General features: G+C 66.1%; 29 protein-coding genes. 23 read left to right on the top strand and 6 right to left on the bottom strand.

The features are described 5' to 3' along the window. Positions 1 to 244: 244 nt before the first annotated feature. The 3 genes from MAA8898_RS05980 to MAA8898_RS05970 all read right to left on the bottom strand — a co-directional run bounded on the left by MAA8898_RS05980 (position 245) and on the right by MAA8898_RS05970 (position 2,874). On the bottom strand, positions 245 to 1,321 hold the full coding sequence (locus MAA8898_RS05980) for a DUF262 domain-containing protein (protein WP_094020088.1): 1,077 nt from the start codon (positions 1,319 to 1,321) through the stop codon (positions 245 to 247). 142 nt (positions 1,322 to 1,463) lie between these two features. Beyond that, positions 1,464 to 2,195, bottom strand: a complete 732-nt coding sequence (locus MAA8898_RS05975; protein ID WP_094020087.1) for a hypothetical protein — start codon at positions 2,193 to 2,195, stop codon at positions 1,464 to 1,466. Position 2,196: 1 nt separating this feature from the next. Further along, on the bottom strand, positions 2,197 to 2,874 hold the full coding sequence (locus MAA8898_RS05970; RefSeq protein ID WP_094020086.1) for an XRE family transcriptional regulator: 678 nt from the start codon (positions 2,872 to 2,874) through the stop codon (positions 2,197 to 2,199). 110 nt (positions 2,875 to 2,984) lie between these two features. Between MAA8898_RS05970 and MAA8898_RS05965 the strand changes: the two genes are divergently transcribed. From MAA8898_RS05965 to MAA8898_RS05895, 14 genes are all read left to right on the top strand, one after another. Then, complete coding sequence (locus MAA8898_RS05965) at positions 2,985 to 3,668, top strand: hypothetical protein (protein WP_094020085.1); 684 nt, start codon at positions 2,985 to 2,987, stop codon at positions 3,666 to 3,668. A gap of 212 nt (positions 3,669 to 3,880) precedes the next feature. After that, complete coding sequence (locus tag MAA8898_RS05960) at positions 3,881 to 4,087, top strand: helix-turn-helix transcriptional regulator (protein WP_007425318.1); 207 nt, start codon at positions 3,881 to 3,883, stop codon at positions 4,085 to 4,087. Continuing rightward, complete coding sequence (locus MAA8898_RS05955) at positions 4,087 to 4,449, top strand: hypothetical protein (RefSeq protein ID WP_245853253.1); 363 nt, start codon at positions 4,087 to 4,089, stop codon at positions 4,447 to 4,449. The genes MAA8898_RS05960 and MAA8898_RS05955 overlap by 1 nt, the downstream gene beginning before the upstream one ends. Positions 4,450 to 4,475: 26 nt before the next feature. After that, positions 4,476 to 4,964, top strand: a complete 489-nt coding sequence (locus tag MAA8898_RS05950) for a hypothetical protein (RefSeq protein ID WP_094020084.1) — start codon at positions 4,476 to 4,478, stop codon at positions 4,962 to 4,964. Beyond that, on the top strand, positions 4,961 to 5,851 hold the full coding sequence (locus tag MAA8898_RS05945; RefSeq protein ID WP_094020083.1) for an ATP-binding protein: 891 nt from the start codon (positions 4,961 to 4,963) through the stop codon (positions 5,849 to 5,851). Before MAA8898_RS05950 ends, MAA8898_RS05945 begins: the two co-directional genes overlap by 4 nt. A 14-nt stretch (positions 5,852 to 5,865) precedes the next feature. Next, the gene (locus MAA8898_RS05940; protein WP_094020082.1) at positions 5,866 to 6,471 is read left to right on the top strand and encodes a hypothetical protein; all 606 of its coding nucleotides are present in this window, start codon (positions 5,866 to 5,868) and stop codon (positions 6,469 to 6,471) included. Between the two features lie 9 nt (positions 6,472 to 6,480). Further along, positions 6,481 to 8,148 carry a DEAD/DEAH box helicase gene (locus MAA8898_RS05935; RefSeq protein WP_094020081.1) on the top strand — a complete coding sequence of 556 codons (1,668 nt, stop codon included), beginning with the start codon at positions 6,481 to 6,483 and terminating at the stop codon, positions 8,146 to 8,148. Positions 8,149 to 8,372: 224 nt separating this feature from the next. Continuing rightward, positions 8,373 to 8,573, top strand: coding sequence for a DUF6511 domain-containing protein (locus tag MAA8898_RS05930; protein ID WP_094020080.1), 201 nt, complete (start codon positions 8,373 to 8,375; stop codon positions 8,571 to 8,573). Beyond that, complete coding sequence (locus MAA8898_RS05925) at positions 8,573 to 9,331, top strand: PD-(D/E)XK nuclease family protein (protein ID WP_094020079.1); 759 nt, start codon at positions 8,573 to 8,575, stop codon at positions 9,329 to 9,331. The genes MAA8898_RS05930 and MAA8898_RS05925 overlap by 1 nt, the downstream gene beginning before the upstream one ends. Continuing rightward, positions 9,328 to 11,619 carry an AAA family ATPase gene (locus MAA8898_RS05920; RefSeq protein ID WP_094020436.1) on the top strand — a complete coding sequence of 764 codons (2,292 nt, stop codon included), beginning with the start codon at positions 9,328 to 9,330 and terminating at the stop codon, positions 11,617 to 11,619. The genes MAA8898_RS05925 and MAA8898_RS05920 overlap by 4 nt, the downstream gene beginning before the upstream one ends. Before the next feature lie 465 nt (positions 11,620 to 12,084). Then, positions 12,085 to 12,621 (top strand): crossover junction endodeoxyribonuclease RuvC, encoded by a 537-nt coding sequence (locus MAA8898_RS05915; RefSeq protein WP_094020078.1) that lies wholly within the window; start codon positions 12,085 to 12,087, stop codon positions 12,619 to 12,621. Positions 12,622 to 12,811: 190 nt separating this feature from the next. Then, positions 12,812 to 13,240 (top strand): DUF6362 family protein, encoded by a 429-nt coding sequence (locus MAA8898_RS05905; RefSeq protein WP_036719356.1) that lies wholly within the window; start codon positions 12,812 to 12,814, stop codon positions 13,238 to 13,240. Between the two features lie 444 nt (positions 13,241 to 13,684). Then, the gene (locus MAA8898_RS05900; protein ID WP_094020435.1) at positions 13,685 to 15,061 is read left to right on the top strand and encodes a site-specific DNA-methyltransferase; all 1,377 of its coding nucleotides are present in this window, start codon (positions 13,685 to 13,687) and stop codon (positions 15,059 to 15,061) included. Beyond that, positions 15,058 to 15,282: a DUF7220 family protein gene (locus MAA8898_RS05895; protein WP_094020076.1), complete on the top strand. Its 225-nt coding sequence runs from the start codon at positions 15,058 to 15,060 to the stop codon at positions 15,280 to 15,282. Before MAA8898_RS05900 ends, MAA8898_RS05895 begins: the two co-directional genes overlap by 4 nt. A 78-nt stretch (positions 15,283 to 15,360) precedes the next feature. Here MAA8898_RS05895 and MAA8898_RS25740 read toward each other — a convergent pair whose 3' ends face one another. The 3 genes from MAA8898_RS25740 to MAA8898_RS05885 form a co-directional block, all read right to left on the bottom strand. Further along, on the bottom strand, positions 15,361 to 16,035 hold the full coding sequence (locus tag MAA8898_RS25740; RefSeq protein ID WP_141194805.1) for a hypothetical protein: 675 nt from the start codon (positions 16,033 to 16,035) through the stop codon (positions 15,361 to 15,363). A 200-nt stretch (positions 16,036 to 16,235) separates the two neighbouring features. After that, positions 16,236 to 16,808 (bottom strand): DUF3489 domain-containing protein, encoded by a 573-nt coding sequence (locus MAA8898_RS05890; protein WP_094020075.1) that lies wholly within the window; start codon positions 16,806 to 16,808, stop codon positions 16,236 to 16,238. Between the two features lie 90 nt (positions 16,809 to 16,898). After that, positions 16,899 to 17,123, bottom strand: coding sequence for a hypothetical protein (locus MAA8898_RS05885; protein ID WP_094020074.1), 225 nt, complete (start codon positions 17,121 to 17,123; stop codon positions 16,899 to 16,901). A 111-nt stretch (positions 17,124 to 17,234) separates the two neighbouring features. Between MAA8898_RS05885 and MAA8898_RS05880 the strand changes: the two genes are divergently transcribed. The 9 genes from MAA8898_RS05880 (at position 17,235) to MAA8898_RS25735 (ending at position 25,619) form a co-directional block, all read left to right on the top strand. Next, positions 17,235 to 17,831 carry a hypothetical protein gene (locus MAA8898_RS05880; protein ID WP_094020073.1) on the top strand — a complete coding sequence of 199 codons (597 nt, stop codon included), beginning with the start codon at positions 17,235 to 17,237 and terminating at the stop codon, positions 17,829 to 17,831. Next, complete coding sequence (locus tag MAA8898_RS05875; RefSeq protein WP_094020072.1) at positions 17,779 to 19,794, top strand: phage terminase large subunit family protein; 2,016 nt, start codon at positions 17,779 to 17,781, stop codon at positions 19,792 to 19,794. Before MAA8898_RS05880 ends, MAA8898_RS05875 begins: the two co-directional genes overlap by 53 nt. 2 nt (positions 19,795 to 19,796) lie before the next feature. Beyond that, a complete protein-coding gene (locus MAA8898_RS05870; RefSeq protein WP_094020071.1) occupies positions 19,797 to 20,006 on the top strand; it encodes a phage head-tail joining protein in 210 nt (69 codons plus the stop codon). Next, entirely contained in the window at positions 20,006 to 21,535 is a 1,530-nt protein-coding gene (locus MAA8898_RS05865) for a phage portal protein (protein WP_094020070.1), read from the top strand. The genes MAA8898_RS05870 and MAA8898_RS05865 overlap by 1 nt, the downstream gene beginning before the upstream one ends. A gap of 5 nt (positions 21,536 to 21,540) precedes the next feature. Then, complete coding sequence (locus tag MAA8898_RS05860) at positions 21,541 to 23,595, top strand: prohead protease/major capsid protein fusion protein (RefSeq protein WP_094020069.1); 2,055 nt, start codon at positions 21,541 to 21,543, stop codon at positions 23,593 to 23,595. Between the two features lie 77 nt (positions 23,596 to 23,672). Next, positions 23,673 to 24,008 (top strand): DUF2190 family protein, encoded by a 336-nt coding sequence (locus MAA8898_RS05855; protein WP_094020068.1) that lies wholly within the window; start codon positions 23,673 to 23,675, stop codon positions 24,006 to 24,008. Further along, a complete protein-coding gene (locus MAA8898_RS05850; protein WP_094020067.1) occupies positions 24,008 to 24,319 on the top strand; it encodes a head-tail joining protein in 312 nt (103 codons plus the stop codon). Before MAA8898_RS05855 ends, MAA8898_RS05850 begins: the two co-directional genes overlap by 1 nt. After that, entirely contained in the window at positions 24,316 to 24,942 is a 627-nt protein-coding gene (locus MAA8898_RS05845) for a DUF6441 family protein (protein WP_094020066.1), read from the top strand. The genes MAA8898_RS05850 and MAA8898_RS05845 overlap by 4 nt, the downstream gene beginning before the upstream one ends. A gap of 149 nt (positions 24,943 to 25,091) precedes the next feature. Further along, positions 25,092 to 25,619: a hypothetical protein gene (locus MAA8898_RS25735; RefSeq protein WP_141194804.1), complete on the top strand. Its 528-nt coding sequence runs from the start codon at positions 25,092 to 25,094 to the stop codon at positions 25,617 to 25,619. Positions 25,620 to 25,629 lie beyond the last annotated feature (10 nt).

Here is a 25,629-nt window from a genome sequence, read left to right as displayed (position 1 = left end):
CTCCTTCTCGTTGTTTCCAGAGTATGGAGAAGACGTGATGGCTCCAGAATCTGTCAGGGCGCTTCTGGCAGAAGCAATAACAACGTCACGGCAGAACGTGCACCAGGTCTGCCACAACAGAGATACAAGGCCTTCTTGGAGGGCAAACCGATGAGTGCGAAACTTGGTTGATGGTTCGACTAGATGACGATGGAATGCACCGTCAGCCGTAGAGACTCTCAATAGAAACCTGTTCTTTATCGATTTAAGTGAGGTTGCCATCTACTGCATCCGGAACGTCCAATGCCAACGCTCTCATGATCGCAGCGACCCTCGCTGTTCGCCTTGGCCTTCTGTCAGTTGTGCTTGAGCATCCCCAAACATACCTTGCGTGAGGCCCATCCGTCTCTTTACCCTCGTGCGCCGCGGCCATTTCTAGTAGCGACCTGAGACTCTCGCCAGCATCATGGCAAAAGGTTCCGCTTGGCGTGACATGCCATTCATCTGATATGGGCCTGATCCCGAAACGGTTATGAGCTAGAGCTGTGAAAAGGGAGTGCAAAGCGTAAGGCTTCATCATGTGGCTGCCGCGCAGTTCGCCAAAGTTCTCCGAGATAAAGCGTACCGTCTCTACGATAACACGATGATAGTCGGCCGACTGAACGAAGTTTTGATCGTATCGCTCGTAAAGGCTTTTCAGGTCTGAGGCATTGGTAGAAATGACACCGCGCTCATAGGCCAGAACCCAGTCAGAAATTAGAGCAGCATCACTCATTCTGGTGATTTGTTTGGTTGTAAAAACGTTGAACTCGACAAAGAATTCGTTGAGCTCGTCCGCAAGTTCATTCACGAACCACTTAAAGTCTCCGTGAAAGCTAGAATGCCTCTTTTCCGCGTCATTGAGAGGCATCGTATAAGCATTCATCCGGCGGAACATCTGGAGGATGTCAGCCTTTGTGGCATTGCGGATCACATCCACGGAAGCGCTGTATGAAAGAAACTTTTCCTGTTCCTCTTCATCAAGGTCTTGAAAGCGCTTGCCTTTGTTTGCGCCCTCCGCCTGAAGCGGAAATTCATTATTGTAGAAACCAACGATCGAACTTATTCTCTGCTGACCGTCCACAATCTCTTTCTTCATACCCCTGGCAGGGCGATCCAAATACTCATACATATAGATCTTCGGAAAAGGAAATCCTTGGAGAATGGTATCAATAAAGAAAGCGCGCGCGGATATGGGCCAGAGGCCTGATCCTCGCTGATAGTCCTTATTGACGATAAGTTCCTTCCGCTCGAGCATCTGGATGAGTTCAAGTACGCTGTAGTTATTGTTATTGATCTGCATTGTGCGCTCTTGCTCCCTTGATGGCCCTCTCTTGTGTCGGCGAGCCACATCTAAATCCGCGCCATGATGGCGCCGTGACCTTCATACTACAAGGCATCATGATTTGATTTGCGTCGTGTGTTCCCACACAAGCACCTTACAATCAGTGCCGCGTCGCCCCACGCACCACCCGATCCGTGTCCAGCCGCAACGCCGCCCGCCACAACGGCGTTTTCATGAACACCGCGTCCTCGAACCGATAGCTGGGGTGTCCGCGTTCCTGCTGCAGAAGTCCCGCCCAGCAGAGCGGGCGCAGCACTTGGATGTAGAGCTGGCCCATCACCTCGTCGTACCGCGGGAGAGGTCCCGTCTCGGGCTCGCCGAAGAACACGCGGCGGAGGTGCGCGCCGGTGGCGCCGTCCTCGGTCTCGACGTTCAGCACGTTCAGGAACACGTCCCAGTTGCCGAGGATCGGCGCATCGTCAAAGCGCGACATGCTGGCGTGGTTGATCCGGAACAGGAAGAACGGGACGACCGTGCCGAAGATCCGGCCGGGATGGCCGGCCAGCGCCTCGCCTGCCTTGGTCAGGCGGAACTCGCCCTTGTAGTGCCGGCCGAGCTTCATCGCGATCATCAGGTCGTGCAGCACCATCAGCGGCGCGAAGTCCGGCTCGTTCAGGACCTTGTTTACGGCGAAGAGGTCCGCCTCGGTGTGGCCGGGCCAGTCGAACTCGGCCGCGGCCCAGTGCACGAACACCCGCTTGAACGCCTTGGACGGCGTCAGGGGAATGCCGCCATGCGCGCCGATCCAGGCAAAGGTCTTCTCGACCCCGCGCACCATGGGCGAGAATGCCAGCGCCGGATCGGCATCGTCGATCTCACTGAACGCGATCACCTCAGATCTCCCGCGCGAACCAACGGATGCGGCCGACGATGTGGATCTCGTCGGCCGTTCGCTCGTATTCGGGGTAGTGCTTGTTGTCGGAGATGACGCGCACCGCAGGCGGGTCGCTGTTCGGGATGTGCTCGAGCCGCTTGGCGACCAGCCCCATCCCGTCATCCAGCACAAAGATTCCGGGCGGGTTGGGGGCGCGGCGGGTCATGTCGACCAGCACCGCGTCGCCGCTCAGCAGCGTCGGCGCCATGCTGTCGCCCTCCACATGCATGATGCGCAGTTGAGACGGGCTGGCCTTAAGCTTGTGGCGGATCCAAGACTGGCGGAAGTGATAGACACGGCCGGGCGTGTCGCCATCTTCGGTCACCACCGCGCCGCCGCCCATCGCGGGGCGCGGGGTGGCGTGCGCGATGGCCACGAAGGCATCGTCGGGATTGTCCACGAAGGGGGGCGTTCCCTCGACCTCGCCGATACCGTGGATCAGCCAGTCGCGGTCCACCTTCAGCACGCGGGCGACCTCCGCCAGCCGGTCGATGCCGGGGCGGGCGGAGCGGCCGCGCAGGATGTCGTAGACGAAGGAGCGGTTCACGCCGGCCATCTCGGCGACATGGGCAGGCGTCAGGCCGAGCTGATGGGCGCGGGCCCGCAGGCGGTCGGCCAGGGTATGCTGCTCGGTCATGTTTTCCCCCAGGGGTATGTGGATGAAATAGGATAAAACAGGATTGATGCGGACCCGTCAAGCGATTAGAACAAAACCTAAACAATCGCACATGGGAATCGGGGGTCCGGATGGAGATCGAGAAGTCGTATTTCACCCTGCCGGAGATCCTCGAGCGCTGGTCCATGTCCGAGGCGGACCTCGTCTACCTCGCCGAGAACGACCAGCTGCGGCTGTCGATCCGGGTGTTCAACCTCGCGGTCGAACTCGGCGACTACGAGGAGACACCGGAGGGGGAGCGATTCTCCGTGCCCTTCGAGCGGGGCCTGTTCAACGGGCTTCTGGATCTCCACGCCCATGACGTCTTCCAGCTGTTCCGGCATGGCGAGGTGAAGCTCAGCCGCTTCCGCTCGCACAAGGCCGACTATGCCTGCCTGACCGGGGAGCGAGAGCTGATCACCGTGCGGCAGCGCGATCTTTTCCTCAGGCGGGACGAGCGTGACCGCTTCGAGGCCGAGACGAGATTTGCCGGAGCGGCTGCCGGACCACGACCCGGCGCGTTCCATGCCTCAGCCGACTACCAGGATGTCCGCTGCAACGGTCAGCACTTCCGGCTGGGTGCGATCCAGGCACAGGTCGTGCGCGCGCTGCGCGAGGCTGCCGGGCGCGGCGAGCCTTGGCAGAGCGGGAAGGCGATCCTCGCCGCCGCGGGCTCGCGCAGCCTCAAGATGTCCGATGTATTCAAGTCGAAGAAGAACTGGCGCCTCCTGATCGAGTCGGATGGCCGCGGCGCCTATCGCCTGCTCGGGCTCTGATCTCGCGCCATCCCTCCCATCCGCGCGCCCTCTCGATCCCTGCGGTGGGATGTGCCGGGGGATGAGAGGGGGATGGCGATCCCCCACAAAGCCGTTCTCCCTTGGATTGAAAGGCTCCTGACAATCCCCCTCCACATCCCACTCCGATCCTGACGACATCCCCTCGCGGGATTTCGCATCGTGCTCCCGACAAACGACACCGGGAGACGACGATGCAGCAGAAGACCTGCCTCACACAGAAGGAGCTCGCGCGGCGCTGGACGATCTCGCACCGCACGCTCGAGCGCTGGCGATGGGCTGGGGAAGGCCCCGCCTACATGAAACTCGGCGGCCGGGTGGTCTACCGGCTCGAGGACATCCTGGCCTTCGAGAAGGACCAGCTCACGCATACCGCTGACAGCGCGCGGGGGGCGGCATGATGGAACGCCGTTCCGCCATCCACGGCAGCCGGGTCGTGTCGATCTTTGGCGCCGCCGGTCCCGCGCTCGACGAGGTCGGGCTTTCCGCCTGGATCGCGCAGGCCGCCCCGGGCGAGGCGCTGGTCTACCACCGCGGCTTCCTCGCTGTCGACGCCACCGGGGCCGTCTCGAACCTCACGCCCGAGCGCCAGCGCACCCTGCGCGGTGTCGCCGCCGCTGCGCTGCGCGCCGCCGAGCAGCGGCTCGTCCACCTCGTGCAGGCCCGGCTCGGCCCCGACCACTTCGCCTACATCGCCGTCGCTCGGCCCAAGCCCGGTCCCGCCAGCGCCGCCCTTTCGATGCGCCTCCTCGAGGCCGCCTGACCCTATCCCCCATCACGGAGATCCTCATGCCGTTCCCTGAGAACACCCCCTCTATCGACGAGCTGATCAACCTGCCGGCGGGCGAGATCGCCCAGCTTCCGGTCGAGCTTCTGGCCGCAATGCAGTGCGAGATCGACGCTGCCGCGAAGCAGATGAAGGCCGTCACCGCGCGCTTCTCGACTGCGCTTGAGGTCCGCTACGCCACCCGCGCCGCCGAAGCCCGCCGCGCCTCCGGCAAGGACACCGGCACGGTGCGCCTTGCCGATGGCGATTTCACCGTGGTCGCCGATCTGCCGAAGCGCGTCGAATGGGACCAGTCCCAGCTCGCCGCCATGGTCGAGCGAATCCGCGCCGCGGGCGACGACCCGTCCGAATACGTCGAGATCAGCTTCAAGGTGCCCGAGCGCGCCTATGTCGCCTGGCCCGAGGCGATCCGCCGGGGCTTCGAGCCCGCCCGCACGGTGAAGACCGGCGCGCTGAAGATCGCGATCCTGCCGTCGGAGGACCACGCGTGAGCCTCCCCATCATCACCTCCGATCAGCGACTTGCAGAGACGCGCGGCGTCAAGGGCGTGATCTTCGGCCCCTCCGGGATCGGCAAGACCAGCCTGCTTTGGACGCTGGAAGCCTCGACCACGCTGTTCTTTGACCTCGAGGCGGGCGACCTCGCCATCGAGGGAATGCTCATCGACGTGGTCCGGCCGCGGACCTGGAAGGAGTGTCGGGACTTCGCGGTCTTCATCGGCGGCCCGAACCCGGCGCTCCGACCCGAACAGCCCTACAGTCAGGCGCACTTCGACGAGGTGTGCGGCCGGTTCGGCGATCCGCGCGTCCTCGCCAAATACGACACCGTCTTCATCGACTCGATCACTGTGGCCGGGCGGCTCTGCTTCCAGTGGTGCCGCGGTCAGCCGGAGGCGCATTCGGAGAAGACCGGCAAGCCGGACATGCGCGGCGCCTACGGGCTGCACGGGCGCGAGATGATCGGCTGGCTGACCCACCTCCAGCACACGCGCGGCAAGAATGTCTGGTTCGTCGGGATCCTCGACGAGAAGCTCGACGACTTCAATCGCAAGGTCTTCGTCCCGCAGATCGACGGCTCGAAGACCGGGCTCGAGCTGCCCGGCATCGTCGATCAGGTCATCACCATGGCCAGCCTGCAGGACGAGCAGAACCGGCCTCAGCGGGCTTTCGTCTGCCAGACGCTGAACCCGTGGGGCTACCCGGCCAAGGACCGCTCCGGCCGCCTCGACCTGGTCGAAGAGCCCCATCTCGGCCGGCTGATGGAGAAGATCCGCGGCCCGCTGATACCTGCGGAACGGCGGCTGACCTATTCGCCGCCACAGCTGCCCCCGCCGCCCGGTCCGACGGCGACCGACTCCCATTCCCATCCCACCAACTGAAAGGACCCCGAGCCATGTCCGGTCTCTGGAACGACTTCAACGATGCGCAGTCCAACACGAACCTCATCCCCAAGGGCACGCTCGCCAAGGTGCGGCTGACGATCCGCCCCGGCGGTTTCGACGACCCGTCGCAGGGCTGGACCGGGGGCTATGCCACCCGCGGCTCGACCGGGGCTGTCTACCTCAATGGCGAGTTCACGGTCACCGAGGGCCAGTACGCCCGGCGCAAGATCTTCACGCTGATCGGGCTCTACAGCCCCAAGGGCCCGGACTGGGCCAACATGGGCCGCAGCCTCGTGCGCGGCATGTTGAACTCGGCGCGCGGGATTTCGGACAAGGACCAGTCCCCGCAGGCGCAGGCGGCGCGGAGGATCGGCGGTTTTGCCGATCTCGACGGGATCGAGTTCGTCGCCCGGATCGACGTCGGCAGCGACGCCATGGGCGAGGAGAAGAACGAGATCCGCGCTGCGGTCACGCCCGACCACCGCGACTATGCGCAGGTGATGGGGCTGGCGGCGCAGCACGGCTACCAGCCGCCCGCTCAGCCCGTACCGCAGCCGGCGCCGGTCCAGCAGCCCGCAGCGTCACCGATGCCGGGTCGCCCCGCCTGGGCGCAGTAAGGGCGCGCTATGCTCCTCCGTCCCCGCCAGAAACTCTTCGTGGAGCGCAGCCTCGCTGCGCTCTCGACCCGCGACAACACGCTGGGCGTGGCGCCCACCGGCGCGGGCAAGACGATCATGCTTTCGGCCGTCACCGGCAGGATGACCGGTGACGGCGCCAAGGCTTGCGTGCTCGCCCATCGCGACGAGCTGACCAGCCAGAACCGGGCGAAGTTCGCCCGGGTCAATCCCGACACGGAGACATCCGTCGTCGATGCCACGACCAAGTCCTGGAACGGACAGGTCACCTTCGCAATGGCGCCGACGCTGTCGCGGGCGTCCAATCTCGCCGCGATGCCGAAGCTCGACCTGCTGGTGATCGACGAGGCGCATCACGCGGTGGCCGAGAGTTATCGCCGCATCATCGACCGGGTGCGGGATGCCAATCCGGAGGCACGAGTCTTCGGCGTCACGGCGACGCCGAACCGGGGCGACAGGAAGGGCCTGCGCGAGGTCTTTGACAACGTCGCCGACCAGGTCCGGCTGGGCGAGCTGATCGCGTCCGGACACCTCGTGCCGCCGCGGACCTTCGTGATTGATGTCGGCGTGCAGGACCAGCTGCGCGCCGTCCGCAAGACCGCGGACGATTATGACATGGGCGCTGTTGCGGCGATCATGAACCGCGCGCCCATTACCGAGGACGTGGTCCGGCACTGGGAGGAGAAGGCCGGGAACCGTCAGACCGTCGTGTTCTGCTCGACGGTCGCGCACGCCATGAACGTGGCGACCGCCTTCAACGAGGCTGGAAACCCGGCCGCCGTCGTCCTTGGCGACATGGGCTCCACTGAGCGGAAGATGGTGCTCGAAGCCTATGCGTCCGGGGAAGTACAGGTCATCGTCAATGTCGCGGTTCTGACCGAAGGTTGGGACCACCCGCCGACCTCATGCGTCGTCCTGCTGCGCCCCAGCTCCTACAAGTCCACGATGATCCAGATGGTCGGGCGCGGCCTGCGCACCGTCGATCCGGCCGAACATCCCGGCGTGGTGAAGACCGACTGCATCGTTCTGGATTTCGGGACCTCAAGCCTGACGCACGGAACGCTGGAGCAGGACGTCGATCTAGACGGTCGCGATTCTACACCGGGCGAAGCCCCGACGAAGACCTGTCCGGACTGCGAGGCGGAGATCCCGCTCGCGTCCCGGCAGTGCCCGATCTGCGGCCACGAATTCCAAGGCGGATCCGTGACGACGCCGCTCGAGAACGTCGTCATGTCCGAGATCGACCTTCTGAAGCGGTCGAGTTTCGTATGGGAGGATCTGTTCGGCGACGATGCCGCGCTGATGGCCAGCGGCTTCAGCGCCTGGGGCGGCGTGTTCCTCCTCGAAGGCCGCTGGCATGCCGTGGGCGGCGCCAAAGGGCAGCCGACCTGCCTTCTCGGCGTGGGGGATCGGACGGTCTGCCTCGCGCAGGCCGACGATTGGCTGAACACCCACGAGAGCGACGAGAGCGCCTTCAAGTCGAAGCGCTGGCTGACGCAGACGCCGACCGAGAAGCAGCTGCAATACCTCTCGCCCGAACAGCAGCAGGATTACGGGCTCACCCGCTACCGCGCCTCGGCGCTGATCACCTTCCAGTTCAACCGGCGTGACATTCGCCGGCTTGTCATGTCGGCCGCGCCCGAGCGGAGGGCGGCGTGAACCATGTCGCGGAAATCCCATCCCCGCCCGCAGCGGCTGCGGATCGACCGTGCCGTGATCGCCTCTGGCATCCGCGCCCGGCGCTCTGCGCCGTCTGCACCGCGCGCACCCGCGGCTTCGGCTGGTTCGATCCCCATCGGCCGCGGCCTCACCGAACCCACCGCTGGTTCTGCTCCATGGGCTGCCAGTCGGCCTTCACCCGCAAAGCGAAGAAAGGATTGAGCATGGTCGATTTCACCGAAGAGGAAACTCAGGCGCTGCCCGCCGTCATGCACGCGCTCGCCCCCGAGATGGAGCGGATCGGCTGGGACCGGCCGCTGGGACAGCTGACGCAGAGCGACATGCATCGGCTGATCGTCACCGCCATCGAAGCCTTCCGCGCCGAGATGGCCGAGATCGCCAGCCAGTCGGAGATCCCGTTCTGATGCTAGACTACAACAAACGCCCCGGCATCGCCGACCGGATCAATGCGGCCGTGGACGCCGCGCTCGAGGCTGAACGTGCTGCCACGCCGCCGCGCGACTATCTCGGGGCGTCCCGGCTCGGCCATGCCTGCGAGCGCGCGCTGCAGTTCGAGTTCGCGGGTGCGCCGAAGGACGAGGGCCAGGACTTCTCCGGCCGCTCGCTCCGGATCTTCGCGATCGGTCATCAGCTCGAGGATCTTGCCATCCGCTGGCTGCGGGCGACCGGGATCGATCTGGTGACCCAGAAGCGCGACGGTGGCCAATTCGGCTTCTCCGCCGCGGGCGGACGCATCCGCGGCCATGTCGACGGGATCGTCGCCGAGGCCCCAGCGGCGCTTGGACTGCGCACCCCCGCGCTCTGGGAGTGCAAGACGATGAACGCGAAGAACTGGCGCGAGACCGTGGCCAAGGGCGTGACCGTCGCGAAGCCGGTCTATGCCGCCCAGATCGCGCTCTACCAAGCCTACATGGAAGCGACGGTGCCGGGCATCAGCGCGAACCCCGCACTCTTCACCGCGATTAACAAAGACACGGCCGAGCTACACCACGAGCTCGTGCCCTTCGATGCCGACCTCGCGCAGCGCATGTCGGACCGCGGCGTGCGGATCCTGCGGGCGACCGATGCCGGCGAGCTGCTCCCGCGCATCGCGGCCAATCGCGACTTCTTCGAATGCCGGTTCTGCCCGTGGGCCGAGCGCTGCTGGGGTCTGTCGGCATGAGCGACGACAACATCATCCACTTCAACCCCTGGCGCGATTTCAACGACGCGGCGCCCTTGGACGATCCCTTCGACGTCGAACCGGATGCAGGCCAGATCGCTCGCTTCGTCGACGTGGTCTTCGGCTATTGCGAGGGCCTGATCCCGGTCCGGGGCTTCGTCGACAAGGGTCAGGGCAAGGACGGCCGGCCGCACAACATCTGGATCGACGCGGACGCCACCGCGCCCGAGAAGCTCGCCACCTTCGCGGGCTGGGCCGCGCGCGAGGGCGCGGCAGTTTATGTCATCCCCGGCACGGTCGCGGAAACGGGTCAGGCCCGCGCCGCGGACGTCCTGCAGATGCAGAGCCTCGTGGTCGATCTCGACTCGGGCGACATCCCGGCCAAGCTCGATCACCTCGTCCACCACCTCGGGCGACCGACCCTGATCGTCGAGAGCGGCGGGCGCACGCCCGAGGGCGCGACCAAGCTGCATGTCTGGTGGAAGCTGACCGAGCCCGCGGAGAGCGCCGATCTCGGACGGCTCTGCCAGCTCCGCGGCGAGATCGCGCTGAAGGTCGGCGGCGACACGCATTTCCGCTCGGCCCACCAGCCGATCCGCGTGCCTGGCACGGTCTATCACAAGGGCGGGCTCACCCGGCTCGTGCAGATCCGCGAGGCGACCGAGCTCGAGGTCGATCTCGCCGAGATGGCCGAGCGTGTCGCCGACATGCCGCCCATGCCCGGCGTCGGCATGACCACGGCCGAGCCGCGCGAGAAACCCGCCATCGACGATGTGCTCATGACCCCGGTGCACGAGGGCGGCGCGGACGACTGGTCCCGCTTCGAGGGCGCCTCGGCCGCCATCGGCTATTTCCTGCGGCTGGTCCACGAAGGCCGGATGTCGATGGACGAGGGCTGGACGGCGATCTGCGGCTACAACGCCGCGATGCTGCGCCCCTCCTGGCCGCTCGATCGGCTGAAGCGCGAGACGAACCGCCTGTGGGAGCTGCACATCAAGCGGCACGGGCCGCCGCTGATCCGCCTCGACAGTGCCGCGTCCGCGCAAACTGACCTGCCCACCTTCACGCTGGGCGCGCTGCTCGACGACACCAGCCCGATGCCAGATGACATCATCGGCCCGCGCGTGCTGACGCCGGGCGGGCTTCTGGTGCTGGGCGGCGCGCCCAAGGTGGGCAAGAGCGACCTGCTGATCGCGTTGCTCGTGCACATGGCGGCGGGCGTGCCATTCCTTGGGTTCACCCCGCCACGGCCTTTGCGGATTTTCTACCTGCAGGCCGAGATCCAGTACCACTACCTGCGCGAGCGCATGCAGCAGATCGGCCTGCCGCCCGAGCTGATCGCCGCCGCGCGCGACAACCTGATCGTCACGCCGAAGCTGCGCATGCTGCTCGATGCCGAGGGCAGCGCCCGCGTGGCCGAGGCGATCAAGGCCGCATTCCCCGGCGAACCGCTCGACATCCTCTGCATCGACCCGATCCGGAACCTCTTCGACGGCGGGCCAGATGGTGGCGGCGAAAACGACAACGCCGCGATGATGTTCTTCCTGAAGGACCGGGTCGAGGTGCTGCGCGACCACGTCAATCCCGACTGCGGCGTCATCCTGGTCCACCACACCAAGAAGCTCTCGAAGCACCAGGTGAAGGAGGATCCGTTCCTCGCGCTCTCCGGCGCCAGCGCGCTCAGGGGCTTCTACACCACCGGCCTGATCCTGCACCGGCCGGAGGAGGATTCGACCCAGCGCCGCCTCGAGATCGAGCTGCGCAATGGCCCCGCGCTGCCCGCCAAGCTCGTGGACAAGGTCAACGGCAAATGGGCCGAACTGAACCCCATGAACGAGCGTCTCGTGCGCCCAGAGGTCGGCGCGAAGCATGACGCCGAGCGCGATCGCAAACGAGACGTGATCCTCTCGATCCTGCTCGAGGAGGCGGCCGAGGGGCGTCTCTACACCATCAACCAGTTCGCTGAGGCCTTTGAGAACAAGGGCGGTCTGGGCGGCAAGGACACGATCCGCGACCGGATCGCCGTACAGGCCACCAAGGGCGCCATCAAGTTCATCCGCGACGGCGCGCCCTACGGCCTTGGGCCTTCGCGGTCGCGCTTCGGATACCTCTGCGTCGAGGGGATGGTCATGCCCGCGGACGGCGAGGCTGTCGATCCGGCGACCGGCGAGGTCACCCCCGCCAGCATCGCAGTGCTGCCCACCCACTACAAATCGCCGCAGACCGGGGCGCTCCTCGAGGTCGAGAACCCGCATGTCTGGGTCTATCCGGAGGGGGAACGGCCATGATCGCCCCCGTAGATCGCTCCCCGCAGAATTGCGCAGGGGCCAGTTTGAACCAGATGCGGGCTTTTCCGAAACTGCCTCGCCATCGTTTCGCGGACCCCCGCAAACGTCCGATGTGGCCAGTTTCGGCCCGCTTCCGAAACTGCCCCTTCAGGATTGCGCTCGGACCGCAACGGCTACGCTGCACCCAGTTTCGGCAGGGCCAGGTACAAAAGCACTCCCAAAACTGGATTTCCCATTTCTTGTCAGTGTGTTGCTGCGGTTTTCCAGTTTCGGGGGTGAAACCACCCCCTACGGGGGTGGGGAGAACGCCGCAGGCGGGTTCTCCCACGCCCACCCCCAGGGGTTTCGCACGCGAGGCCTGCCCACGCGCCAACCTTCCGATCCGACGACGGCGGCCCCGTACCGCCAAGCACCAGACCGCCGTCGTCTTCCACCCGAGCAGCCAACCAGAAGAGGAGACCACCCATGGCTGACCTGACTCTCGCCACACACCGCCGCGAGGCAATCCCCGATCTGCCGCATGCCGTCCGGGCCAACCGCGCAATGCTGGCGCTGGATCTCGGCACCGCCACGGGCTGGGCGCTGCACGGCATCGACGGGCTGATCACCTCCGGCACAGTGTCCTTCCGCCCTGGCCGGTTTGACGGCGGTGGCATGCGGTATCTCCGCTTCACCAACTGGCTGACCGAGATCGACCGTCTGTCCGGACCCGTCGCCGCCATCTGGTTCGAGGAGGTCCGCCGCCACGCGGCCACCGACGCGGCCCATGTCTATGGCGGCCTGATGGCCACGCTGACCGCATGGGCCGAACTGCGCGGCATTCCCTACGAGGGCGTCCCGGTCGGCACGATCAAGCGGCACGCCACGGGCAAGGGCAACGCTCCCAAGGAGGCGATGATCGCCGCGGCCCGGGCGCGCGGCTTCAGCCCCGCCGACGACAACGAGGCCGACGCCATCGCGATCCTACTCTGGGCGCTGGAGACCAAGGGGGGCCTGCAATGAGGCGGTTTCCCCGTGGCTATGGCGGCGAGCGCCGCAACTCCGAACAGGTCAAGCGCGACGGCTGGAAGGAGCAACGCGTGTTCGCAGTTTCCCTTGACGACCAGAGACTTACTTGGCCTGAGCGGGAGCTGGTGCGGCAACTCGGCGAACGTCTCTACGGCGCGCGCCCAACACAACGAGAGGTGAGGAAATGACCCATTGGACACCAGCCGACGTGGAGGCACGGCTCTCCGAGGCGGGGATGATCCTGCGCCGCCTGCCCGAACCCCGACGCAACGGATACTTCAGCACATGGCCCGAGATCGTCCACGGGTTCGCGGACAAGGTTGGCCAGGAGCCGAAGCCCATGCGCGTCTCGCCTTCGCCGCGGGACATCGCGCGGATGGAGGAGACGCTGACCTGGACGAACTGCCTCGAGCCCATCGACGGCAAGATCGTCTGGATGAAGGCGCATGACGAGCGCTGGAAGAACATCTGCTGGCACGTCGGTCTCTGCCACGCCGCTGCGCACCAGCACTGGCGCTACGGGCTGTCGCTGATCGCGCTCAACCTCAACAGGCAGCCCTTCAACCGAAAACTGCCGATCCTCGAGATCATCAAGCTGGCGCGCAGCCTGTAGGAAAGTCTCGTGTAGAGGGTTTTCGCGCAGACAAAAACGCCTCTCCCGGGCTAGAAAGTGGATATACTCGGGAGAGGCGCGCGCGGCGCTTCCCCGAACGAAACCATCCTTTTGTTGGCGAGGGCCTTTGGAAAAGGAAAGGCGCTGATCCTCTCCTTCCGGGCCGCTGTCCGCCCCCGCCACCCCCCCTCAGACGACTTCGCGGTTCCTTCTGCGCGACATTCGTATGCTGGCGGGCGAAGCGCGGCGCATCGCCAGCGACAGGGCCGGATTTTTGGGAAGCCATCCGGAAACCGGATCCACCTGACCCCGCGCAAACTCAAATGAACGCTCGCCCTTGGGCTAGACATCCCGGACGCCGCTGGACCCAGCATGGAGTCCAGCGCGGCATCCAGTGTCCGGAATCCGGCCAGCATCCACCATCACATCGGAAACCACCCGACCATGACGCTGAGCTTCGCCCCCGAGCGGATCGAGATGTGGCCGCTGGCCAAGCTCCAGCCCTACGCGAAGAACGCGAAGGCGCATGGCGCGGACCAGGTCGCGAAGATCGCCGCCAGCATGGCCGAGTTCGGCTGGACCGTGCCCTGCCTCGTCGGCGAGGACGGCGAGCTGATCTCCGGGCACGGGCGCGTGCTGGCCGCGACGCAGCTCGGGCTGACCGAGGCGCCGGTCATCGTGCTCGGGCATCTGACCGAGGCGCAGCGGCGGGCCTACCGGATCGCGGACAACAAGCTGACCGAACTCGGCACCTGGGACGAGGCGCTGCTGTCGGCGGAACTGAACGACTTGCTGGCCGAGGAATTCGATCTGTCGCTGGTTGGCTTCTCCGACGCCGAGTTGGACAAGCTGCTGGCTTTCGTGCCGGAGGGGGACGGTGAAGAAGGTGGCGCCGGGGGCTCCGTGCCGCCGGTGACCATCCCCGAGCCGCCGCGCAATCCGGCCTCGCGCACCGGCGATCTGTGGATCCTCGGCGACCACCGGCTGCTCTGCGGTGACAGCACCAGCGCTGCCGATGTGCGCCGCCTGATGAACGGCGAGCGCGCGGTCCTGTTCGCGACCGACCCGCCCTATCTGGTGGACTACGACGGCTCGAACCATCCGACGCGCAACAAGGACTGGTCGGCGTCCTACGGCACGACCTGGGACGACAGTTCGCAGGGGGCCGAACTCTACGACGGCTTCATCGCTGCGGCCGTCGCCGAGGCGATCACCGAGGACGCCGCCTGGTATTGCTGGCACGCCTCGCGCCGCCAGGCGATGCTGGAAGCCTGCTGGGAGAAGGCCGGAGCCTTCGTCCATCAGCAGATCATCTGGGTGAAGGACCGGGGCGTTCTCACCCGGTCACACTACCTCTGGAAGCACGAGCCCTGCTTCATGGGCTGGCGCCGCCCCAACCGTCCGCCGAAGGTGGCCGAGGAAACCCTGCCATCGACATGGGCGCTGCCCGGCTTTGCCAAGGACGAGCGCCCGGACCACCCGACGCCGAAGCCGCTGGACGCCTTCGGCATCCCGATGCGCCAGCATGTGGCGCGCGGCGGGCTTTGCTACGAGCCGTTCTCGGGCTCCGGCTCGCAGATCATGGCGGGCGAAGCCAATGACCGGCGCGTCTTCGCGATGGAGATCAGCCCCGCCTATGTCGATGTCGCCGTGGAGCGCTGGCAGGCCGAGACCGGCCGCGACGCGATCCTCGACGGCGACGGGCGGACCTTCGCTCAGGTGAGGACCGAGCGGCTGGGCGACAGCGTCGAACCCAAGGCAGATACGCCGGACACTGACACCGCTCCCGAACCCGCGCAAAAGCGCAAGTCCGCCGCATGAAGCAGTCGCGCCTCATGTCGCTGGCCGAGTCCGTAGCCAACGTGATCGTCGGCTACGGCGTCGCGGTCGTCACGCAGATCTTGATCTTCCCGGTCTTCGGGCTGGACACGACGCTGGCGCAGAACCTGATGATGGGCGCAGTGTTCACGGTGGTGAGTATCGCCCGTTCCTTTGCCCTGCGGCGGGTGTTTGAGGCGATCAGAGTTAGCGAAACACGGTAGGACAGCACTGAGCGAGGCAGCATTTTAGTGATGGTTGAAGCGCATCTACTCAAGCAATATAACGCCGATCAAGGTTTGTCAGCGTTTCCAACGTGCTTTGATCAAGTGGCTATCAAGCCAATCAGCAAGCTTCTCCGTTTCCTCGATCGCTGCATAAAGCTGATCCCGCGACACGTGTACTGCTGGGCTCAAGAACGAGAGATTTGCGAGATCGGCATCACTAAACATCGACCGGTCTTGTTCACTCATGAAAAACAGAGAAGTATGCTTTTCTCTATCTGCCTTGGAGTGGTTGACTCGCATTGATGTTATCTCTTCTGGATGCTGATCTCTGTTCCGCGCTAGCGTGATCTGCTCAACCAAACCGAGATTTGCTGGGCAATCTCGGCGTGAAATTCGAAGCACTTGCTCATAGCAACTTATATAGCCTTCAACAAAGCCTTTCTGGAATGCCTTCTTCCGCTCGCCATTTTCCCACTTCACGCCGATTTGTTTCTCCCAGGTTCTGAAAAATAGTAGCAGTGAGGGTGAAAGCATAGACAAGCAGGTACGACCCAGTACCTCAAGGCCTTCCGATGCCTCAAGCCACTCGACTAGATACGCTGGCTCGCCATCTTCGCTGTAAGGAGGGTTATCAAATGGCGGCAGCCCGTCCTCAATGGCCTTCATGATCCCATCAAAAGGACCAGCGGCCGTATCGTAGAACTGCCTGATGAAGCGGGTGCGCTCCCTGAAAAAATGCAGTACGTCCATGCGTCGGCCAATTCCATAGAGAGGCCGCTGTATCAACGAAGTGCGGCGCATCGCGTCGGTTCTAGCTAGTGCCGTAGGTTGCCCTTACATCAGAATCTGCACAAGAGCAGATAGCCACAGCTAAATGAGCGACATCTCTCGGAAAGTACTGCCGCCGCCCCTGTGGGACGGCGGCCATCAACATGTCGGGGTCCGGTGCCTCAGGCGGAAGGAAGTTTGTACACGCGCCCCCGGTTCTCGACCTTCTCCGAGGTTACCTCGAGACCGAGTTTCTTCTTCAGCGCCCCGGCCATCGCGCCGCGCACCGTGTGCGACTGCCAGCCCGTCGCGGCCATGATCTCCTCGATGGTCGCGCCGTCCGGCGCGCGCAGCATGGCGATCAGCGTGGCCTGCTTGGTGCCCTCGCGCGTCGTCCGCGTCTTGGGCGCCGCCTTCAGTTCGGCGGGGTTGTCCGGCGCGGGCTCTGTGGTCGGCGCGTCCGTTGCGCCCACAGGCGCGAGGTTCGCGTCCTCGGGCTCGATCCCGATGGCGGCGAGGCCTGCGTCGGTGGCGATCAGTGTGACGCCGTGGCCGTCGCCGGTCTCGCGCCAGACGAGCTCGCCCTTACGCATGTCGGCGTCGACCTCCTGCAGGAAGCCCTTGGCGAGCATCGCGCCGACCACCTTGGCGGCGGCCCCACCGCGCAGGCTCTCGGGCAGCGGCAGGGCGATGTGCTCGGGCCGCTGGGCGGCGGCGCTCAGGATCAGGGCTTGGGTGTCGGAAAGCTTGGTCATCGTCGTCTCCCGTATCGGGGCGCGCGGAATGCGGGCCCTTCTACGAGGTCGAGCCCGCCAGTCGGCGGGCGGGACCGGGAGCGGGTCGTCTCACTCGGCGTGTTCGCCTTCGTGGAATGCCATGTCGGTGATCTCGCGCAGCTTGGCGCGGTAGTGGTTGAGGGTACCGACATGGCCCCAGTTGATCTCGTCGGGGCTGGTCTCGAAATGGTCGTCGCTGAGCGCCTGCAGGCGGGCGAGCATCGCGTCGATCTCCGTCTTCGCGGCGATGAAGGCGTCGAGGGCTTTCGTGTTGTCGGTCGCGCGGCGGGTCATCGGGGTGGCTCCTTGGTGAGTTGCATCGTCCTTCTGAACGGACGTTCGCTCCGGTCGCGACGCTTATCAACTCGATAAGCACATGATCTTGAATGATAATCGGAGCCGCCGATGCAGGGCATGAGCGAGCGCCAGTACGCCGTGCATGTCGGGCTGTCGCGCGGTGCGATCCAGAAGGCGAAGGCCGGCGAGCGCCTGGTTCTCTATCCGGACGGCAGCATCAACGCGGCCGCCAGCGACGCCAGACGGGCCGAGACGACGGACCCGTCGAAGACGAGGAAGGCACCAGCCCCGAAGCTGAAGCCTGTCCCCGAGGCGGCGGTGGCCGCTGTCGGCGACACGCTGCGCGAACAGGGGCTGGCAGTCCCCGCCGTCGGCGGCGGGACGACCTTCCTGCAGGCCAAGACCGCGAACGAGGTGCTGAAGGCGCAGGAGCGGCGCATCCGGCTCCAGAAGCTGAAGGGGGAGTTGATCGAGCGGGCCCGCGCGCTGGCGCTGGTGTTCCGCCTGGCGCGGGAGGAACGGGACGCGTGGGTGAACTGGCCTGCGCGCGCGGCGGCGCTGATGGCGGCCGAGCTCTCGGCCTCGTGCAGCGACGCGACGGGCCAGCAGATCACCGTGGAGCCAGCCGCGATGCAGAAGGTGCTGGAGAAACATGTACGCGTCCACCTCGACGAACTCGCCGAGGTCCGGCCCGACTTCCGATGAGCGTGGCGATGATCTTGGCGGCCTGACGGATTTCGACGGCGCGGGCGAGATCCTGCGCGCCTGGGGCAGCGCGCTGCGGCCCGATCCGGACCTGACCGTCTCGGAATGGGCGGACCGGCACCGGATGCTGTCGGGCCGCGCCTCGGCCGAGCCCGGACGATATCGCACGGTACGCACGCCCTACATGCGCGAGATCATGGACCGGCTGTCGCCGGGCGATCCCACGCAGCGGATCGTGTTCATGAAGGCGGCACAGGTCGGCGCGACCGAGGCAGGTAACAACTGGATCGGGTTCGCCATCCACCAGGCGCCGGGTCCGATGCTGGCGGTCCAGCCCACGGTGGAACTGGCCAAGCGCAACTCGCGGCAGCGGATCGACCCGCTGATCGACGAAAGCCCGGAGCTGCGGGAGCGAGTCAAACCGGCCCGGTCCCGCGATGCGGGCAACACGATGCTGTCCAAGGAGTTCGCGGGCGGCATCCTGATCATGACCGGGGCGAACTCGGCGGTCGGGCTCCGGTCCACCCCGGCGCGCTACATCTTCCTCGACGAGGTCGACGCCTATCCCGCGTCCGCTGACGAGGAAGGCGATCCGGTCACGCTGGCCGAGGCGCGGTCGCTGACCTTCGCCCACCGGCGCAAGGTCTTCCTGGTCTCGACGCCGACCATCCGGGGGCTGAGCCGGATCGAGCGGGAGTTCGAGGCCAGCGACCAGCGGCGGTTCTTTGTGCCGTGCCCGCATTGCGGCGCGATGCAGTGGCTGAAGTTCGAGCGGCTGCACTGGCAGAAGGGCCGCCCGGAGACGGCGGAATATCACTGCGAGGGCTGCGACGCGGCAATCGCGGAACATCACAAGACGGCGATGCTGGAGGGCGGCGAATGGCGCGCGACCGCCACGGCCGCCGATCCGACCACGGTCGGGTATCACCTCTCGGCGCTCTATTCGCCGATCGGCTGGCTGAGCTGGGAGCGGATCGTGCGGGCATGGGACGCAGCGCAGGGGTCGGACGAGGCGATCAAGGCGTTCCGCAACACGATCCTCGGAGAGACATGGGTCGAGACCGGGGAAGCGCCGGACTGGCAGCGGCTGGCGGACCGGCGCGAGACATGGGCCCCGGGCACGGTGCCGGCTGCTGGGCTGTTCCTGACCGCTGGGGCCGACGTGCAGAAGGACCGGATCGAGGTCGATGTATGGGCCTGGGGCCGAGGCCTGGAAAGCTGGCTCGTCGATCATCTCGTGCTCGAGGGCGGTCCCGGCGATCCGGCCTGCTGGCAGCAGCTGACGGATCTACTAGGTCGGACATGGGCGCATGCCTCGAGTCAGCGGATGACGCTGGCACGGCTCGCGATAGACACGGGCTACGAGACCAGCGCGGTCTATGCCTGGTCGCGCCAGGTGGGTTTCGCGCAGGTTGCGCCAGTGAAGGGCGTCGAGGGGTTCACCCGGACGAGCCCGGTGACCGGGCCGACCTATGTCGATGCCACCATCGCCGGCAAGCGGCTGCGGCGCGGCGCGCGGCTCTGGACCGTGGCGACCTCGACCTTCAAGGCCGAGACCTATCGCTTCCTGCGGCAGGACCGGCCGACGAGGGAAGAACAGGCGGCGGGCGCGCTTTGCCCGCCCGGCACGATCCATCTGCCGGACTGGGCGGACGGCGAATGGCTGAAACAGCTGACCGCCGAGCAGCTGGTGACCGTGCGGACGAAACGCGGCTTCGCGCGGCTCGAATGGCAGAAGCTGCGCGAGCGCAACGAAGCTCTGGACTGCCGGGTCTATGCCCGCGCGGCGGCGTGGATCGCGGGCGCGGATCGCTGGCCCGACGAGAAATGGCGCGACCTCGAGGATCAGCTCGGGGCCGCCCCCACCGACACCGATCCCGCCGGGCAGATCAATCGGCCGGGACAGGCCCCGCAGGGCAAGCGCCGCTCCGACTGGCTCGGACGGCGCGGAGGATGGTTCTGAACATGACGGACTGGACGGAAACCGAGCTCTCGGCGCTGCGCCGGGCCTATGCCAGCGGCACCACCCGCGTCAGCTATGACGGCAAGTCAGTGGACTATGGCTCGGCCGAGGATCTGCTGGCGCGCATCCGGACCATCGAGCGCGCCATCGCTGGGATCACGCGACCGTTGCCGGTGGCCGGGCTCGCGAGCTTCAGCCGCGGGGATCGCTGATGTCGGCGACCTGGTTCGACCACGCCATCGCGACGGTGGCGCCGCGCGTGGCCGCACGTCGTGTGATGGCGCGGCAGGCCTTCGAGACCCTGACGCGCGGCTATGACGGCGCGGCACGCGGGCGGCGCACAGAGGGCTGGCGGGCGCCGGGATCCTCGGCCGACACCGAGATCGGCGTGGCCGGGGCGCTCCTGCGCGACCGAATGCGGGATCTCGTCCGGAACAACCCGCATGCGGCCAAGGCCGTCGCGGTGCTGGTGAACAACATCATCGGCGCGGGCATCATGCCGCGCGCCGCCAGCGGCGACGACAAGCTCGACCGCAAGGTGGACGCACTCTTCGAGCGATGGACGGCGGAGTGCGACGCCGACGGCCAGCTGGACTTCTACGGCCTGCAGACACTGATCTGCCGCGAGATGGTCGAGGCGGGCGAGGTGCTGGTGCGCCGCCGCCTGCGGCGGGCGAGCGACGGCCTCGCCGTGCCGCTGCAGCTGCAGGTGCTGGAGGCCGACTTCCTCGACGCTACGAAGTCCGGAGCCCTCGGCGCGGGTCGCCTCGTCCAGGGGATCGAGTTCGACCCGGTCGGCAAGCGCCGGGCCTACTGGCTCCATGCCGAACATCCGGGCGATGCCTATGGTGCCTTGCAGAACGGGTTGCAGAGCCGCCCGGTCCCCGCGACCGAGATCGCCCATGTCTACGAGAAGCAGCGCACGCAGGCGCGCGGCGTTCCCTGGGGCGCACCGGTGATCCGGTCCTTGCGCGATCTCGACGATTACGAGGTGGCGGAACTGGTCCGGAAGAAGACTGAGGCCTGCGTCACCGCCATCGTCTTCGGCGACGACGAGGCGCAGCAGGGTATCGCGCCATCCGTGATCGATGCCGACGGCAACCGGGTCGAACAGTTCGAGCCGGGCCTGATTGCCTATGCGCGCGGCGGCAAGGACATCCGGTTCAACCAGCCTTCGGCCACAGGCGGCTACGGCGAATACAAGCGGGCGAGCCTGCACACGATCTCGGCCGGGTTCCGGGTGCCCTATGAGTTGCTGACCGGCGATCTGAGCCAGGTCAACTATTCCTCGATCCGGGCGGGGCTCGTCGAATTCCGCCGCCAGATCGACGCCGTACAGTGGCAGCTGTTCGTCCCGATGTTCTGTGCGCCGGTCTGGCGGTGGTTCACGGAAGCCGCATGGGCGGCGGGACAGATCCCGTCGCCGACCGTGCCGGTCGAATGGTCGCCGCCGAAGTTCGAGGCGGTCGATCCGCAGAAGGATGCGATGGCGAACCTGCTGTCGATCCGCTCCGGCACCATGACGCTGGCGGAGGTTATCGCGCGGCAGGGCCGGAACCCCGACGCAGTGCTGGAGGAGATCGCCGCGACCAACGCCAAGCTCGACGCGCTCGGGCTGGTGCTCGACAGCGATCCGCGGCGGGTGACCAAGACCGGCAGCGCGCAGACCAGCGATCCGGCGAACGACGACCCGGCCGCCGACGCGGACAATGACCCGGCGCAGGCCGACCAACAGGACTGACCTTCATGGAAACGATGATCGAACTGCCGGCCATGCGCCGGTCGGCGGAGCTTGCGCCCAATACGGCCGACGCCGACAGCCGCACCGTCGAGGTGGTCTGGTCGGCCGGGGCGCGCGTCCGTCGCGCCACATTCTTCGGCGAGCCCTATGACGAGGAACTGAGCCTCGACCCGGCGCATGTGCGGCTCGACCGGCTGAACGCGGGTGCGCCGTTCCTGAAGGTGCATGAGCTCGACACGCTTGACGCGGTGATCGGCTCGGTCGTGCCGGGCTCGGCCCGGATCGAGAACGGCCGCGGCATCGCCTTGGTGCGGATCAGCGAGCGCGCCGACGTCGAGCCGATCTGGCGCGACATCCAGGCCGGGCACATCCGCGCGGTCTCCATCGGATACCAGGTCCACCGCTTCGAGGTCTCTAAACCCGAGGCCGCCCGCGAACTCTGGCGGGCGGTGGACTGGACGCCCTTCGAGGTCTCCGCCGTTGCGGTCGGCGCCGACCCGGCAGCGGGCTTCCGCGCCCAGCATCCCCTTCACGACTGCGTCCTTCACCGCCGGGACGCCCCCACACCGCAAGGAGCATTCCCGATGACGGACAAGACCCAGACCCCGGCGAGCGACGCCGCAACCCCCGCCACCACCCAGCCGACCGCGCCGGTCGAAACCGAGGACACCCCCATGACCGAGCCGAAAGCGACTGCGCCCAACCCGAAGGTCGCCGCCAGCGAGACGCGCAGCCAGCCGAAGACGCAGGCAACGCCCGCGCCCGACACCGACGCCGTCGCGACCCGCGCCCGCGAGGCCGAGCGCGACCGCGTCTCTACCATCTACGATCTGGCCGGGCGGCTGAACCTCGAGCGCGGCTTCGCCGAGGATCTGGTGAAACGCGGCGTCAGCGTCGACGAGTCCCGCCGCCTGATCCTCGATCAGGTCGCGGCGAAGTCCGACGAAACCCGGACCTTCCCCCATGTCTCGGTCCCCCTCGGCGGCCGGGACGAGCGCATCACCCGGCGCGACGCGGTGGCCAACGCGCTCTTGCATCGCTACAGCCCGACGCTGTTCCAGCTGGAGGACGCCGCGCGCCAGTATCGCGGCATGACCCTGCTGGAACTGGCCCGCGAAAGCCTCGGCAATGCCGGGGTGAACACGCGGGGCCTGTCGCGCGACGAGGTGGCGACGCGCGCGCTGCATTCGACCTCGGACTTCCCCGAGATCCTGTCGGCGGTCACCAACAAGACCCTGCGGCAGGCCTACGAGGCCTATCCGCGCACCTTCATGCTGTTTTGCCGCCAGGTGCTCGCCACCGACTTCAAGGCGATGCACCGGGTCCAGCTTGGCGAGGCCCCGCAGCTTCTGGAGGTCGGCGAAAGCGGCGAGTTCAAGCGCGGCACGCTGGGGGAGAGCAAGGAGAGCTACAAGGTCAAGACCTATGGCCGGGTGGTCGCGATCACGCGCCAGACGCTGATCAACGACGATCTCGACGCCTTCACCCGGATCCCCGCGATGTACGGCAACTCCATCGCCCAGCTGGAGTCGGACGTGGTCTGGGGCATCATCACCGCCAACCCGGCGATGGCCGACGGCAACGCTCTGTTCCACACCACGCACAAGAACCTCGCGGGCACCGGCGCGGCGCTCGATGTCAGCAGTGTCGGCGCGGCCCGCGCCGCCATGGCCAAGCAGACCGGCCTCGACAAGAAGACGGTGCTGAACGTCCGGCCCGCCTTCCTGATCGTGCCCGCCTCGCTGGAGTTGAAGGCCGAGCAGCTGGTCGCGCAGAACCTCGTGCCCGCCGCGACGTCCAGCGTGGTGCCGCAATCGATCCGCACCCTCGCGCCGATCAGCGAGCCGCGCCTCGACGCCGCCAGCGAGACCGCCTGGTATCTGGCGGCCAGCCCGAACCAGATCGACACCATCGAGTACGCCTATCTCGAGGGCCAGCAGGGCGCCTACATCGAGACCCGCAACGGCTTCGACGTCGACGGCGTCGAGATCAAGTGCCGTCTCGACTTCGGCGCCAAGGCCATCGACTGGCGCGGTCTCTACAAGAACCCGGGCGCGTAATCCGCACCCCATGCTGAACCCTGACACACGGGCGGTCCTGACGGGCCGCCCGTCGTCTTTCCACGAGGATCACCCCCATGAAAAACTACGTCCAGCCCGGCAACACCATCACCCTGACAGCGCCCTATGCCATCGCCTCCGGCGATGGCCTGCTCGTCGGCTCCATCTTCGGCATCGCCGCAGGCGCCGCCGCTCTCGGCGATCCCGTCGAGACCGCACTCGTCGGCGTCTTCGACATCACCAAGGTCGGCTCGCAGGCCTGGACCGTCGGCGCCAAGGTCTACTGGGACGACACCAACAAGCGCTGCACGACGGTTGCTACCGACAACACCCTCATCGGCGTGGCCGTCGAGGCGGTGGCGAGCGGCGCGGGCGATACAATCGGCCGGGTCCGCCTGAACGCGACGTTCTGATGAGCGCCTTTGCCGCCGCCGTCGGTGCGCTCTTCGCCGATCCGAACATCGGCCGGGACGCGGTCTACATCGCCGATGGCGGCGCGCCGGTTCTGGTGCGCGTCGTCGCCCGGCGCGCGGATGTCATCTCCGACTTCGGCGACGCGCGACTCTGGTCCGAGACCACGCGGATCGACCTGCGCGTCACCGAGGTGGCGACCCCGCGTCCCGGCGACCGGATCGAGATCGACGGCGATGCCTTCCTCATCCAGGGCGAGCCCGTCCGCGACCGCGAGCGGCTGGTCTGGACCGTGGATCTGAGGCCTGTGTGAAACTGAAGCTCGACATCGATCCCGACATCGTCGCGATGATGGCGGCCGAGATCGCGGCGGGCGAACGCGCCGTGACGGCCGCCATGCGCGAGGCCGGGACCGGGCTGAAGTCGGCCTGGCGGTTGCAGATCACCGGCGCGGGGCTCGGCCCCCGGCTGGCCAACTCGATCCGGAGCCAGAACTTCCCGAGATCGGGCGAAAGCCTCGATGCCGCGGCGCTGGTCTGGTCGAAGGCTCCGGTGATCGTCGGCGCGCATGACTCGGGGCCGCTGATCCGCTCCAAAGACGGGTTCTGGCTGGCGATCCCGCTACCCGCCGCCGGCAAGTCCCTCCGCGGTGGCAGGATCACGCCCGGTGAATGGGAACGGCGACGCGGTCTGCGCCTGCGCTTCGTCTATCGCCGGATGGGCCCCAGCCTGCTGGTAGCGGAGGGACGGCTGAACACCAAGGGTCAGGCGGTGGTGTCGCGCTCGAAGACCGGGCGCGGCAAGGTCACCGCGCCGATCTTCCTGCTGGTGCCGCAGGTCAAGTTGCCGAAGCGGCTGGACCTTGCGCGGGATGCAGACCGGGCGTTGGATGGTGTGCCAGGGCTGATCGTGGCGAACTGGGTGGAGGGGCGCTGACAGGAGCAACGTTCCGAACATCATGTGTGGGTTTGGCGAGTTCGGTCTTGCAGAGTCTTATGCAAGGCCTTCTAATTCTGTGGAAATACTAGGAACCCACTCGCGAGGGTGCGGGCTTCGGGCTTGGTAAAAGAATTGCGGGGCGCACGTTGAGCAAAGCCAAGGTGAGATCAATGCAGCGTGGAGCGCAAAAGCGCTCCAGTGAACCGCCCATTCAAATGCAGGATATTTACAAGAAGCATCCACCGAAGATTGCCAGCGCCGACAAGCCGCATCTGGATTTCCTGAAGTATGGAAAGCCAGAGCAGGTATTGCAAATAAGAACAGTGATTGAGGCGGCCAAGAAGAACGGTATCGGTACGGCATCTGAAATCAGTCGCCTCCTAAACAAGCTCCTGATCAAAACAGCTATAGGTGAGAAATGGACTCCCAGACTTGTGTGGTTTGCAGCGGCGGCGGTCAGGGCCCACAGCAGTGAAAACCGATCCCGTTTCTCTGGTGGAGGTGTTGGAGAACGTTCGCGTGCTGAAACAAAGTTTCACGACATGGTTAATCGGGTTGTGAAGTCACGCCTAGAAGAGATCCGAACTGAATTCGAGGAATCCAAACCAAAGTTGGGCGATGCGTCGCCAGAATTAATGGAACTCAAGAGGCGTCTTGAAGAAGGCTCCGATTAACTGGATTTCA

Origin of the sequence: Antarctobacter aquimaris, from assembly GCF_900184945.1 — a bacterium.
Lineage (GTDB): Bacteria > Pseudomonadota > Alphaproteobacteria > Rhodobacterales > Rhodobacteraceae > Maliponia > Maliponia aquimaris.
The sequence above is the reverse complement of the archived record's forward strand: the minus strand, read 5'-3'. Positions and strand labels throughout refer to the sequence as shown.